This window comes from Pseudomonas fluorescens, from assembly GCF_001307275.1.
GTDB classification, from domain to species: Bacteria; Pseudomonadota; Gammaproteobacteria; order Pseudomonadales; family Pseudomonadaceae; genus Aquipseudomonas; species Aquipseudomonas fluorescens_AA.
The window spans coordinates 4522510-4534435 of record NZ_CP012831.1 but is presented as its reverse complement, the minus strand read 5'-3'; the positions used below and the strand labels follow the sequence as shown (position 1 = coordinate 4534435).

General features: G+C 61.8%; 14 protein-coding genes. 3 read left to right on the top strand and 11 right to left on the bottom strand.

Features of this window, described 5'->3' with window-relative positions; all coding sequences use genetic code 11:
• Positions 1–109 precede the first annotated feature (109 nt).
• From dgoD to AO356_RS20305, 3 genes are read right to left on the bottom strand one after another with little or no spacing between them, the layout of a single operon-like run.
• A complete protein-coding gene (dgoD, locus tag AO356_RS20315) occupies positions 110–1258 on the bottom strand; it encodes a galactonate dehydratase (protein WP_003179439.1) in 1149 nt (382 codons plus the stop codon).
• A 49-nt stretch (positions 1259–1307) separates the two neighbouring features.
• Entirely contained in the window at positions 1308–1928 is a 621-nt protein-coding gene (locus AO356_RS20310) for a 2-dehydro-3-deoxy-6-phosphogalactonate aldolase (RefSeq protein ID WP_003204208.1), read from the bottom strand.
• Between the two features lie 19 nt (positions 1929–1947).
• A complete protein-coding gene (locus AO356_RS20305; protein WP_060741252.1) occupies positions 1948–2928 on the bottom strand; it encodes a 2-dehydro-3-deoxygalactonokinase in 981 nt (326 codons plus the stop codon).
• Positions 2929–3117: 189 nt separating this feature from the next.
• Between AO356_RS20305 and AO356_RS20300 the strand changes: the two genes are divergently transcribed.
• Positions 3118–3750, top strand: coding sequence for a glutathione S-transferase family protein (locus AO356_RS20300; RefSeq protein WP_060741251.1), 633 nt, complete (start codon positions 3118–3120; stop codon positions 3748–3750).
• Between the two features lie 5 nt (positions 3751–3755).
• Here AO356_RS20300 and AO356_RS20295 read toward each other — a convergent pair whose 3' ends face one another.
• Positions 3756–4238: a GNAT family N-acetyltransferase gene (locus AO356_RS20295; protein WP_060741250.1), complete on the bottom strand. Its 483-nt coding sequence runs from the start codon at positions 4236–4238 to the stop codon at positions 3756–3758.
• 189 nt (positions 4239–4427) lie between these two features.
• Between AO356_RS20295 and AO356_RS20290 the strand changes: the two genes are divergently transcribed.
• Both AO356_RS20290 and AO356_RS20285 read left to right on the top strand, forming a co-directional pair.
• Positions 4428–4772 carry a hypothetical protein gene (locus AO356_RS20290; RefSeq protein WP_060741249.1) on the top strand — a complete coding sequence of 115 codons (345 nt, stop codon included), beginning with the start codon at positions 4428–4430 and terminating at the stop codon, positions 4770–4772.
• 36 nt (positions 4773–4808) lie between these two features.
• The gene (locus tag AO356_RS20285; protein WP_060741248.1) at positions 4809–5189 is read left to right on the top strand and encodes a Rho termination factor N-terminal domain-containing protein; all 381 of its coding nucleotides are present in this window, start codon (positions 4809–4811) and stop codon (positions 5187–5189) included.
• 148 nt (positions 5190–5337) lie between these two features.
• Here the strand turns inward: AO356_RS20285 and araH are convergent, their stop codons facing one another.
• The 7 genes from araH to AO356_RS20255 all read right to left on the bottom strand — a co-directional run bounded on the left by araH (position 5338) and on the right by AO356_RS20255 (position 11789).
• Positions 5338–6306, bottom strand: a complete 969-nt coding sequence (araH, locus tag AO356_RS20280; protein WP_060741247.1) for an L-arabinose ABC transporter permease AraH — start codon at positions 6304–6306, stop codon at positions 5338–5340.
• Between the two features lie 10 nt (positions 6307–6316).
• Positions 6317–7861 carry an L-arabinose ABC transporter ATP-binding protein AraG gene (gene araG / locus AO356_RS20275; protein WP_060741246.1) on the bottom strand — a complete coding sequence of 515 codons (1545 nt, stop codon included), beginning with the start codon at positions 7859–7861 and terminating at the stop codon, positions 6317–6319.
• 75 nt (positions 7862–7936) lie between these two features.
• Positions 7937–8941 (bottom strand): substrate-binding domain-containing protein, encoded by a 1005-nt coding sequence (locus AO356_RS20270; protein ID WP_060741245.1) that lies wholly within the window; start codon positions 8939–8941, stop codon positions 7937–7939.
• Positions 8942–9115: 174 nt separating this feature from the next.
• Positions 9116–9934, bottom strand: a complete 819-nt coding sequence (locus AO356_RS20265) for an SDR family oxidoreductase (RefSeq protein ID WP_060741244.1) — start codon at positions 9932–9934, stop codon at positions 9116–9118.
• Positions 9927–10058, bottom strand: coding sequence for a hypothetical protein (locus tag AO356_RS33210; protein ID WP_257720541.1), 132 nt, complete (start codon positions 10056–10058; stop codon positions 9927–9929). Before AO356_RS33210 ends, AO356_RS20265 begins: the two co-directional genes overlap by 8 nt.
• Before the next feature lie 112 nt (positions 10059–10170).
• Positions 10171–11046 (bottom strand): SMP-30/gluconolactonase/LRE family protein, encoded by an 876-nt coding sequence (locus tag AO356_RS20260; protein ID WP_060741243.1) that lies wholly within the window; start codon positions 11044–11046, stop codon positions 10171–10173.
• Complete coding sequence (locus AO356_RS20255) at positions 11043–11789, bottom strand: FadR/GntR family transcriptional regulator (RefSeq protein WP_060741242.1); 747 nt, start codon at positions 11787–11789, stop codon at positions 11043–11045. The genes AO356_RS20260 and AO356_RS20255 overlap by 4 nt, the downstream gene beginning before the upstream one ends.
• Positions 11790–11926: the final 137 nt, after the last annotated feature.

Below are 11926 nucleotides of genomic sequence, written 5' to 3'. Positions count from 1 at the left end.
GCCCGCGATACAGGCGATGGGTTTTCCAGTCGGACCGCGTCATCGTTCATCGCGGGCAAGCCTTGCTCCCACAGGATTCCATGGCTTGCACAGGGTGATCAGGCGTGACTCACCACTCGGCAAAACTGCCATCGGCATGGCGCCAGATCGGGTTGCGCCAGCGGTGGCCGATGGCCGCGCGTTCGATGACGTATTCCTCGTTGATCTCGATGCCCAGGCCCGGGCCATTGGGGATCTTCACGAAGCCCTTGTCGTAGTCGAACACCTGCGGATCCTTGATGTAGTCCAGCAGGTCGTTGCTCTCGTTGTAGTGGATGCCCAGGCTTTGCTCCTGGATGAACGCGTTGTAGCAGACCGCATCCAGTTGCAGGCACGCCGCCAGGGCGATGGGGCCCAGCGGGCAGTGCAGCGCCAGCGCCACGTCGTAGGCCTCGGCCATGTTGGCGATCTTGCGGGTTTCGGTGATGCCACCGGCGTGGGATGCGTCCGGCTGGATGATGTCCACGTAGCCCTCGCTGAGCACGCGCTTGAAATCCCAGCGGGAAAACAACCGCTCGCCCAGGGCAATCGGCGTGCTGGTCAGCGGCGCCAGTTCCTTGAGGGCTTCGTAGTTTTCGCTGAGCACCGGCTCTTCGATAAACATCAGTTTGTAGGGGTCGAGCTCCTTCATCAGCACCTTGGCCATCGGCTTGTGCACGCGGCCGTGGAAGTCCACGCCAATGCCGACGTTCGGCCCGACCGCATCGCGCACCGCCGCCACGTTGGCCAGGGCCAGGTCGACTTTCTCGAAGGTGTCGAGGAACTGCAGCTCTTCGGTGCCGTTCATCTTCACTGCGGTGAAGCCCCGCGCCACCGCCTCTTTCGCCGCGCGAGCGGTGTCCGCCGGCCGGTCGCCGCCGATCCACGAATACACACGGATCTTGTCCCGCACCTGGCCGCCCAGCAGGTCGCTGACCGACACGCCCAGGGCCTTGCCCTTGATGTCCCACAACGCCTGGTCGATGCCCGCCAGGGCGCTCATGTGAATGGCCCCGCCGCGGTAGAAGCCGCCGCGATAGAGCACGGTCCAGATGTCTTCGATGTTGCGGGGGTCTTTGCCGATCAGGTAGTCGGACAACTCCTCGACGGCAGCCGCCACCGTGTGGGCACGGCCTTCGACCACAGGCTCGCCCCAACCGGTCACGCCCTCGTCGGTCTCGACCTTGAGGAAGCACCAGCGCGGCGGAACGATAAACGTGGTCAGCTTGGTGATTTTCATCTTGTTGTCTCTCTTGTCAGATGCAGCGCACGGGGCGCTGGAAAAGTCTTCAGTTCAAGGCATTCCATGCGGCCACATAGGCCTTGGCGCGCACCGCCACTTCATCCGCTGTCAGGCCCGGCTTGAACAATCCGGAACCGAGGCCGAAACCCTTGACGCCGGCTTCGACGAACACCGCCATGTTGTCCGGCGTAATCCCACCCACCGGCACCAGCACGGTCCCGGCCGGCAGCACCGCGAGCCAGGCCTTGACCACCGCCGGGCCCATTTGCTCGGCGGGAAACATCTTCAGCACATGGGCGCCCTCGGCCAGTGCGGCAAAGGCTTCGGTGGGCGTGGCGACGCCTGGCGACAAATACAAGCCCGCCGCTTTCGCCGCACGCAGCACCTTCGGATCGCTGTGGGGCATGACGATCACTTGGCCACCGGCGGCTTTCACCTGTTCCACCTGTTCCGGCGTCAGCACGGTGCCGGCACCGATCAGGCAATCGGCGGGCAAGGTACTGCGCAGGATGCGAATACTTTCGTACGGTTCGGGGGAATTGAGCGGTACTTCGATGACGCGAAATCCGGCGCTGTACAGGACTTCGCCGATGGCCGCCGCCTCTTCGGGACGCAGGCCACGCAGGATCGCGATCAACCCGTTGTGCGCCAGTGCTTGTGTGAGCATGTCAGACCTCCAGTCAGGTTCAGGGGGCGGTGGAATCGAGCAACCCGGCCGCCACGGCCAGTTGCCACAAACCGCGTTCGGTGGCCTGTTCGGCCAGGACCACCCGGGCGAAGCCGCAGGCGTCGAGGGCCCGTTGATAACGGACACAGAGTTGGGAGTTGCCGATCAGCACCACCGTCGGCAGGTGCAGGCTGTCGCGGCGTCGGCGTTGTACCTGGGCCAGCGCTGTCAGCTCATGGCCGATCAACAGGCCCGAGAGGTAGTCCGCTTGGGCGCTGGCGCCCAACTCGCCGGTCAAGCCCAGGCTGCGGGCGCTGAACACGGTGGACAACGGGCCGATCTGACCGTCCACCGACAACGCCACTTGCACGCCGCGATCAAAGGCCACGCCATCGAAGGTCACACTCCGTTGCTGGGTGCGACCGAGAATGCTGTGGTCACTGAGCACGGCGAAGATCTCGCCGGTCATGAAGGTATCGAAATGCACGATGCGGCCATCGGCCACTTCCACCCATTTCGAATGGCTGCCGGGCAGGCCGATCAGCACCGCTTCGTCCGGCAGACTGTGCAAGGCACCGAGCACTTGGGTTTCTTCGCCGCGCATGACATTGGGCAAGCGCGAACGCTGAATCACGCCTGGCACGATGTGCACATCGACACCGCGAAGGCTGCGAACGGTTTGTAGGGAATGTCCGAGATTGGCGACGTTGGCGGGTGTGTCGCAGTACGGCGCTTCACGCCAGCCCTGAGCACTGCCGACCATGCCACAGGCAATGACAGGCAAGCCTGGCTGGGCATCGAGCCAGTCGCCGCAGGCCTCGTCGAAGGCCAACTCGAAACCGTCGATGCACACCTGGCCGGCCACGTTTCGCGGCCCGGACGGCAACTGCATGATCCCCGACGACAGCGAACGCTGCTCGAGCACCTCGCCACCGGCAGCGAGTTTGTAAGCCCGTAATGAGGTGGTCCCCCAATCGAGCGCGATCAATTGCGCCTGCATCCGCTTCACCTGTTTTGTTTTTTGGCAGTGAGTGAGACGGACTATAAACCTGGGATCAACTAAATCTCAATATATAAATATCACTCCCATATATTGGGACAAAAATACATCACCTACAAAGCCAATCGCCATCCGTCCAAGACCCTGCTACGTTTTCTGGCCGGACGCCAAACAACTAGGGAAAAAGTGATGGGACAACTGCTGAAAATCCTCGGCCGCACGTCTTCGATCAACGTCAGAAAAGTGCTGTGGACCTGCCAGGAACTGGACATCGCCTACGAGCGCGAAGATTGGGGCATCGGCTTCGCCTCGACCCAGGACCCGGCGTTCCTGGCCTTGAATCCCAATGCCCAGGTGCCGGTGATCATTGATGAGAACGGCGTGTTCTGGGAATCCAATACCATATGCCGCTACCTGGTGGGCAAGCATGGGCCCAGCGATCTGCTACCTGTCGAGCCTGCCGCCCGGGCGCGAATCGAACAGTGGATGGATTGGCAAGCCACGGAGCTCAACCCGTCCTGGTGCTACGCCTTCCACGCCCTGGTGCGCAAGAATCCGGACTTCCAGGACCCACAGCGCATCGCCGCCGGCATCAAGGGCTGGAACGAGAAGATGGGGTTGCTGGAGCAGCAGTTGAGCCGCACCGGCGCCTACGTGGCCGGTACGGCGTTTTCCCTCGCGGACGTGCTCATCGGCCTGTCCGTACACCGGTGGCGCCAGGCGCCCATGGAGCGTCCCGACTATCCAGCCGTGGCGGCCTACTGCAAACGCCTCGAGCAACGACCGGGGTTTGCCGAGTACGCGTCTGCCGCACACTCATGAAGTGCTCAGTGGCCGTTAGCGAAATCCCTTAGCACCTTGCCGTCCATTCGGTAGCGCACCCACTCTTCCTGGGGTTGCGCGCCGAGGGATTTGTAGAACTCGATGGCCGGCGTGTTCCAGTCCAGCACGCTCCATTCGAAGCGACCGCAATCGTTGTCGCAGGCGATCTTCGCCAGGTGGCGCAACAGCGTCTTGCCCGCCCCGCCACCGCGCTGCTCAGGCGTGATGTACAGGTCTTCGAGGTACAAGCAGTTACTGCCCAGCCAAGTGGAATAACTGAAGAAAAACACCGCGAAACCAATCGGCACGCCATCACGCAGGCAGATCAGCCCGTGGGCGGTCGCGCCTTCGCTGAACAGGCTGCGCTCGATGTCGGCCACACTGGCGATGACTTCGTGGCGGGCTTTTTCGTAATCGGCCAACTCGGTGATGAAGGCAAGGATTTGAGGCGCATCGCTGGGTTGCGCAGGACGGATCTCGATCGACATGAACAGGCCTTGTAGCCAATTGAAAGCGCCATACTAAGCCGCTGCGCGGCGCTCGTCACATACCGATCCAACTATTTGATCGTCGACGCGAGCTTCTTTCACAAGTGCCGTTCGTCGCGCCCGAGGCACCAACTCAAAACCACCACGGCCCAAGATCGGGTAAGCATTCTGAAAAATGGAGGCGACACCATGATCACTTCAAGGCTGACTGCATTCACACTCGCCACGCTGTTGTCTTCGGTGGCTTTCGCGGCGTCCACTTCCGGCACCGGCCCCACCGACCCGGTACAGGCGCCCAATTCTCCAGCCACGCAAGGCCTGCCCAAGCTGAACACCGACGGCACCGGCGGCGGCCTGAACAATGGCCAGCCACCTGCCACCGGCACCGATCCACGCGTGCAGGGTAATGACATGGGACGCCAGGGCGGCATGAATACGCCTGACTCCACCGCCCCTGACAACGCCGAGACCGGCGTGGGTTCGAAAACCACGACCGGTGGTTCGGGCTCCGAAGGTGGCGCTGCCAGCCAGTAAGCAGCTTCTGCCCGGACACTTGAGGAGGAAAATCCCATGCCTCGTGGAAGCAAAGACAAATACACCAGCGAGCAAAAGCGCAAAGCCGCGCACATCGAGCAAAGCTACGAGAAAAAAGGTGTATCGGAGAACGAAGCCGAGGCACGGGCCTGGGCGACGGTAAACAAACAGTCCGGTGGCGGCGAACGCTCTGGTGGCTCGGGAAAGACTAAACCGGCTGAGCAAAAGAAAACCGACCGCAAGGAATCGGCCCGCCGCGCCGCCAAGACCCGCGAGGGTCACCCGCGCAGCAGCAAGGCCTCCCATGGGACCCAGACGGTGGACAGCCTGATGAAGGAGGCCCGGGCGAAAAACATTCCCGGACGGTCGAAGATGCGCAAGCAGGAGTTGGTCGAAGCGTTGCGCAAAGCGGGGTGATTGTTGGCGTCAGGGAGGACGCCATCGCGAGCAAGCTCGCTCCCACAGGTTTTTGTGTCAGGGCTCAGAACCTCGGCACAACGCAGAACCAGTGTGGGAGCGAGCTTGCTCGCGATAGCGGTGGATCAATCGCCAGTGATCTCTGTTTTCAGCGCTGCTTCAACCGGTCAATCACCACCGCCAGCAACAGGATCGAGCCGCGGATGACGTATTGATAGAAGGTGTCGATGTTCTTCAGGTTCATCGCGTTTTCGATGATCGCCAGAATCAGCACACCCGCAATGACATGGCGAATCATGCCGATGCCACCGCTCAACGACACCCCACCCAGCACGCAGGCCGAGATCACCGTCAATTCGAAGCCCTGGCCGATCATCGGCTGGCCCGAGGTCATGCGCGACGCCAGGATGACCCCGGCCAAGGCGCCGATCAAGCCATGCACGGCGAAGATGATGATCTTGGTGCGATCGACGTTCACCCCTGCCAACAACGCCGCTTCCTGGTTGCCACCGATGGCCATGGTGTTGCGCCCGTAGGTGGTGTAGTTCAGCAGCCAGCCGAAAAACAGGAAGCAGGCGATGGTGATCAGGATCGGCACCGGCACGCCGAACAATTGGCCGTTGCCGAACACGAAGAACGATTCCTGCGAGACACCCACCGCCTTGCCGTTGGCAAAGATGTAGGCCAGGCCACGGACGATCTGCATCGTCGCCAGGGTGGTGATCAAGGCGTTGACCCGCAGCTTGGCGATGACGATGCCGTTGATCAGGCCGACGATCAGCCCCATCGCCAGCGCCGCGCTGACGCCGAGGAACACGCTGTTGGTGTCGCGCATCACCACCGCTGCGACCACGCCGGCACAGGCAATCACCGAACCGACCGACAAGTCGAAGTGCCCGGATGCCAGGCAATACAACATGGTGCACGCGGCGATGCCGGTGGTGGAAATCGCCAGGCCCAGGCCGCGCATGTTCAACGGCGACAGGAAGTTGTCGATCATCAAGGTGCAGAGCACGAAGATACCGATGGCCGCCAGCAGCATGACCCAGTCATCCAGGAAACGGCGCAGGTCCAGGGGTTTGCGTGCCGTTGGCAGTGCATTGTTTTGAATGGTCATGATTTACCTCTCAGTTCGCCGCGTCGGCAACGCGTTGGCGCGGCAGCGCCAGTTGCAGCAGGTTGGATTCGTTGGCCTGGTCACGCGACAGCTCGCCGCGCATGGCCCCTTCGCAGAGCACCAGGATTCGGTCGGAAATGCCCATCACTTCCATCAGGTCGCTGGACACCACAATCACCGCGATGCCGTCGGCCGCCAGGTTGTGGATAATCTGGTAGATCTCCGCCTTGGCGCCGATATCGATGCCGCGGGTCGGTTCGTCCAGCAGCAGGACTTTCATCGGCATCGACAGCCAACGACCGAGAATCGCCTTCTGCTGATTGCCGCCGGACAGGTACATGATTTTCTGGCTGGCCGCCGGGGTCTTCACCTTCAGCGACTTGATCTGCTTGTCGGCATTGCCCCGCTCCCAGTCGCCGCGCAGCAGGCAGCCGAGCGCGGAATGGGCCGGACGGGCACTGATGTTGATGTTCTCGCCCACGCTGCCCAGTGGGATGATGCCTTCCTTCTTGCGATCTTCCGGGCACAGCAGCACGCCGGCGGCAATGGCATCCCGTGGCGAACGCAGCTTCAACTCCTTGCCGTGCAGCACGAGGCTCCCCTCGCTCTGGCGCTCCAGGCCACTGAGCAAGCGAAACAGCTCGGTACGACCGGCACCGACCAACCCGAACAATCCAAGGATTTCACCCTTGTGTACCTGGAAACTCACCGGTTCGCGCAAGCCCGGCCCCAGCAGGCTCTTCACCTGCAGTGCCACATCGCCGCGCTCCCGAGGGCGGTAATCATAGATGTCCTGGATATCGCGACCGACCATGCACGTGACCAACTGATCGTGGGTCAGCTCGCTCATGTTTTCGAAGGTCCGGACATAACGACCGTCCTTGAATACCGTCACCGCGTTACAGATACGGAACACTTCTTCCATGCGGTGGCTGACGTACAGCACCACTTTGCCCTCGTCTCGCAAGCGGGCGATGATCGCCATCAAACGGTCGATTTCCCGGGCCGACAGGCTACTGGTGGGTTCGTCGAAGGCAATGACGTGGGCGCCACGGGACAAGGCCTTGGCGATTTCCACCAATTGGCGCTGGCCAAGGGACAGGCGACCGACTTTTTCCTGCGGGTCGATTTCGTCGGCCAGGCCTTTGAGCAGCGTCAGCGCCTGCTGGCGCAGCACGCCACGGTTGACCAGGCCGAAACGCGCCGGCAAATGGCCGAGAAACAGGTTTTCAGCGACGGTCATTTCCGGCACCAGGTGCAGCTCCTGGTGAATCACCGCCACCCCGCTGGCGATGCTGTCGGCGGTGCCTTTGAAGGCCATCGTCTGTTCGCCGATCTGCAGGTCGCCGCTGCTCGGGATGTAGGCGCCACCGAGGATCTTCAGCAACGTGGACTTGCCCGCGCCGTTCTCGCCCATCAAGGCATGCACCTGTCCCGGATGCGCGACGAAACTGATATTGGCCAGCGCCTGCACGCCGGGAAAGGATTTGCCGATCCCGTTGAACCGCAAGCTGCCGCCGATGTTGTGTTGCCGTGTCGCTGTTTGCGCTTGCATAACCACCTCGAACTTACAGAGATCAAGCGACCCCGCCACTCATGTGGCCAGGGCCGCTTTTGAATCAACCGACCGTCAGTTCCACAGGCCGATCTTTTCCAGCTCCTGCTTGAAGTTCTCCCGAGTGATCAGCGTCACCTCGTCCATGGCGGTGTACTTCGGCGGTTCCTTGCCGGTGGTGATCCACTCGTACATCATTTCGGCGGTCTTGTAGCCTTCGATGTGCGGGCTTGGCAGCATCGAACCAAAGAAGCCGCTGTCAGGTTTCTTCAATTCACCGATGGCGTCGGTGCCGTTGATGCCGATGCCGATTACATTGGCCGCCTTGAACCCGGCCGCTTCGGTGGCGCGCACGCCGCCCAGCACGGTGTTGTCGTTCATGCCGCCGATGATCAGGTTTTTCGCAGCGCTTGGCAGCTTCACCAACGCCGAGTTGGTGGAGTCCATGCTACCGGGTACGTCGAGGGTCTTGAGCGCCGAATAAAGGATGTGGTCTGCCGGCATCCCGGCCTTCTTCAAGGCATCGACCGAACCGTCGGTGCGCTTCTTGCCGGTGTCCAGCTCGTTGAAGGTGTTGATCACCGCGTAGGTATCTTTCCACTCCCAGTTGCGCTTTTTCGCTTCGGCGGCCATGGCGGCGCCCTGCTTCTGACCCACCTCGAACGCGGCCATGCCCAGGTACGGCACGTCCTCCATGAATTTGCCGTTGGCATCGACGAACCGGTCGTCCACGGCAATCACCTTGAGATCGTTGAGCTTGGCCTTGGCCATGATGGCCGGGCCGAGGGACACGTCCGGCGGGCAGATCACAAAGCCCTTGGCACCGTTGGCGGCCAGGCTGTCGATGGCCGAGAGGGTCTTCTCGCCGTCAGGCACGGCGATCTTGATCAACTCGAAGCCTTTGTCCTTGCTCGCCTTCTCGGCGAACGCCCATTCGGTCTGGAACCAAGGCTCCTCGGCCTGCTTGACCAGGAAACCGATTTTTACGGGATCGGCCGCCAGCAAGCTGCTGCTGAGGCTGACCGCGGTGACCGCCAGGGCGGCGCGACACAGGGAACGGATCCCACGACGATGATTCATAGTTGACTCCTTGTTTTTTTTATTGAAAGCCAAACGTCCAGGGTCTGCTCCACCGACGGTGGAAGTGCGCAGGCTGGGCGGTTACATCAAGTTGCTACACAGCATAGGCCTAAATAGTCATATCGTATGATGATTGGATTACAGGCGAAGTTTCCCACTGCAATCCAGGAATATTCAGTCGTGGTACATGACCGAACGTCCTCCATCGATGGTGATGCATGAGGCATTGATAAACGGTGCTTCATCACTGGCCAGGAACACGGCCGTCATTGCCACTTCGATCGGTTGCCCGACGCGCCGTGGCGGGTGCAGATCCAGCGCACGCTGGCGTTCGGCATGGGGATCGGCAAAGCCGTTCCAGTAGTCGACGTTCAGTTGGGTTTCGATGTAACCCGGGGCGATGGCGTTGACGCGTACCCCTTTGGGCGCGTATTCGATGCCAAGGGCGCGGGTCAGGCCCAGCAGGCCGTGCTTGGCCACCGGGTAAGGAAAACAGCCGGGGATGATGTGGGACGAATGGACGGAGGCAATGTTGATGATGCTGCCCACGCCCTGCTCGATCATCTGTGGCAGCACCGCCTTGCAACCGTACCAGGCACCATCCAGGTCGATGGCGAAGCAACGGCGCCAGTCCTCTTCGGTCATTTCCAGCGGGTCACGGAAGACATTGACGCCGGCGCAGTTGACCAACACATCGATGCGGCCGTGCAGCTCGACGGCACGACGGGCCATGGCCTGCAAGTCCTGCTGCTTCGACACATCGGCCTGCAGTGCGTGCACATCGGCGCCGCGTTCACGCCAATGGGCGGCCACCGCCTCGACTTTCTGCGCCTGGATATCACTGATCACCAACCGGGCCTGTTGCGAAGCGAATGCCGCGACGATGGCTTCGCCAATGCCTTGGGCGGCACCGGTCAACAGCACCACCTTGTCCTTCAGGCGTTCGCCCTTGGGTGGCTCCGGCACGGGTGGCAAGACCAAAGGCTCAGCCATGGCTCAAGGCTCCTTTGCGCAGGCACGACAAAACCCGGGCATCCACGGATGACCGGCGCGAAGGCGCTTGAAAGAACAGTGGCCGGCGTACGCCGTCGGGGCGTACGGGGAAAGATCGTTGCATCACTTCACCTGTTTTGTTTTTTTAGTGTGAGTGCGTATTGCCGATGGAGCCGACTATAAACCCGGCTGCCAAATAATCTCAATATATATATTTACATCCCATATTTTGGGATTCATCCAGCAAACCTTGTACAGGCCACGCCAGGCACGTCGACACGCATCGACAGCACGGCACCGTCCAGCGGATGACCCAATGGGCTCGCCGCGCTGGTGATGTACAACGTCTTGAGGTCTTCACCGCCGAATACACAACTGGTCGGGCGGCTGACGGGCAATTCGATCACCCGATCAACCTGCCCGTCCGGGGTCAGCCGCAACAGGCAACTGCCGTCCCAGCGGGCGTTCCAGATATACCCTCGGGCATCCATCGCCGAGCCATCCGGGCCGCCACGGGGGTGCGGACCGAACCAGACCTCGGCAGGCGCCAGGTTGCCTTCCGGGTAAATAAAGTGCCGATACACCGTGCCATCCAGGCTGTCGCCGAAATACACCGTGGTGCCATCGGGGCTCCAGAGCAGGGTGTTCGGGATGCCCAGCCCGCGCAACAAGGGCAGGACCCGGCCATCACTCCCGACGCGAAACAGGCCTCCGGACCGGTGCTCGATCGGCAAGTCCTCGCCTTCGGCACCGATGTTGTTTTGCATCGTGCCGAGCCAGAGTTGACCCTGGGGGTCGCAACGGGCCTCGTTGGCGCGATTGCCTGGCTGGGGGTCGGCCATGCACAGCAATGTCAGGCGCGGTTCCAGGCCCGGCGAATCAAGATCGAGGCGGTAGACGCCACTGCTCAGGGTCACCAGCGCGTCGCCACTTTGGGTCGGTATAAAAGCGGAAACATGCTCGGGCATCTGCCAGATCTCCACATTGGCGCCGATCAGCCGCAGGGCCTGCTTGCCGGCGATATCGACCCAATACAAGGCTTGGGTCGGCGCATCCCAGAACGGCCCTTCGCCCAATTTCGCCCGGTGTTCCGTCACAGCCGTCCACTTCATTGAAACCTCCCGTTCCCGACTTGCCCGGCGGCGTCTGTTCGACCCGCCATGACATTGGGGTAAAAGCGTTTGATCGCCAGGTCGGCGTTATCGATCAGCGTCATGCAGGCCCAGACACCCCGCGCCGCGTCACGGGCGGCGATGGCGTCGGCGATGTCCTTGTGGATGGGCAAGGTGCGGCGCAGTTCATCCGGGTCGGCCGCCGACACCTCGAATGACACCGCCAGCAGCGCCCCCAGGGCCGGGACCATTTGTTCGATGAATTGATTATGACTGGCGGCCAGAATGCACTCGTGGAAAAACTGGTCCGCGCGGTTGTAATCGGCGCCGCTGTCCACCGCCCGTTCCAGCGCATGGTAGGCCAGGCGGATCGCCTGCACCTGGTCGGCGGTGGCCCGCTCGCAGGCCCAGCGCACCGCCATCGGCTCGATGGTACGGCGCAGGTCCAGCAAGTCATCGACGAAGTTTTCCGGCAGGCCGCTGCGGGACAGCCAGCCCACCACTTGGGGGTCGAACAGGTTCCAGCGGCGCACCGGCAACACCCGCGTGCCGACTTTCGGCCCGACTTCCAGCATCCCTTTGGCCACCAGGGTCTTGATCGCCTCGCGAATCACCGTGCGACTGACGCCCAGTTGCTCGCCCAGGTCCGCTTCGACCTTGATGGTTTGCCCAGGCTTGACCTGACCGGCGGCTATCCAGCCCCCCAGCCAATCGACGGTCGATGCATGAAAACTGCTGGACATGAAAACCCCGCGGGCCACTCTTATTGGAGGCCCACGCTAATCATCATATGATTGGGTGTCAATTTGAATTTCACTTGGCCACTGTAGAAGCGGGTTTGCTCGCGATAGCGGTGGGTCAGTCAAGAAGAGGCTGGATG

Excerpts from the sequence above, each read along its gene's own strand:
- dgoD (WP_003179439.1), bottom strand. The coding sequence starts at position 1,258 with ATGAAAATCACCAAGCTGACCACGTTTATCGTTCCGCCGCGCTGGTGC.
- AO356_RS20310 (WP_003204208.1), bottom strand. The coding sequence starts at position 1,928 with ATGCTCACACAAGCACTGGCGCACAACGGGTTGATCGCGATCCTGCGT.
- AO356_RS20305 (WP_060741252.1), bottom strand. The coding sequence starts at position 2,928 with ATGCAGGCGCAATTGATCGCGCTCGATTGGGGGACCACCTCATTACGG.
- AO356_RS20300 (WP_060741251.1), top strand. The coding sequence starts at position 3,118 with ATGGGACAACTGCTGAAAATCCTCGGCCGCACGTCTTCGATCAACGTC.
- AO356_RS20295 (WP_060741250.1), bottom strand. The coding sequence starts at position 4,238 with ATGTCGATCGAGATCCGTCCTGCGCAACCCAGCGATGCGCCTCAAATC.
- AO356_RS20290 (WP_060741249.1), top strand. The coding sequence starts at position 4,428 with ATGATCACTTCAAGGCTGACTGCATTCACACTCGCCACGCTGTTGTCT.
- AO356_RS20285 (WP_060741248.1), top strand. The coding sequence starts at position 4,809 with ATGCCTCGTGGAAGCAAAGACAAATACACCAGCGAGCAAAAGCGCAAA.
- araH (WP_060741247.1), bottom strand. The coding sequence starts at position 6,306 with ATGACCATTCAAAACAATGCACTGCCAACGGCACGCAAACCCCTGGAC.
- araG (WP_060741246.1), bottom strand. The coding sequence starts at position 7,861 with ATGCAAGCGCAAACAGCGACACGGCAACACAACATCGGCGGCAGCTTG.
- AO356_RS20270 (WP_060741245.1), bottom strand. The coding sequence starts at position 8,941 with ATGAATCATCGTCGTGGGATCCGTTCCCTGTGTCGCGCCGCCCTGGCG.
- AO356_RS20265 (WP_060741244.1), bottom strand. The coding sequence starts at position 9,934 with ATGGCTGAGCCTTTGGTCTTGCCACCCGTGCCGGAGCCACCCAAGGGC.
- AO356_RS33210 (WP_257720541.1), bottom strand. The coding sequence starts at position 10,058 with ATGCAACGATCTTTCCCCGTACGCCCCGACGGCGTACGCCGGCCACTG.
- AO356_RS20260 (WP_060741243.1), bottom strand. The coding sequence starts at position 11,046 with ATGAAGTGGACGGCTGTGACGGAACACCGGGCGAAATTGGGCGAAGGG.
- AO356_RS20255 (WP_060741242.1), bottom strand. The coding sequence starts at position 11,789 with ATGTCCAGCAGTTTTCATGCATCGACCGTCGATTGGCTGGGGGGCTGG.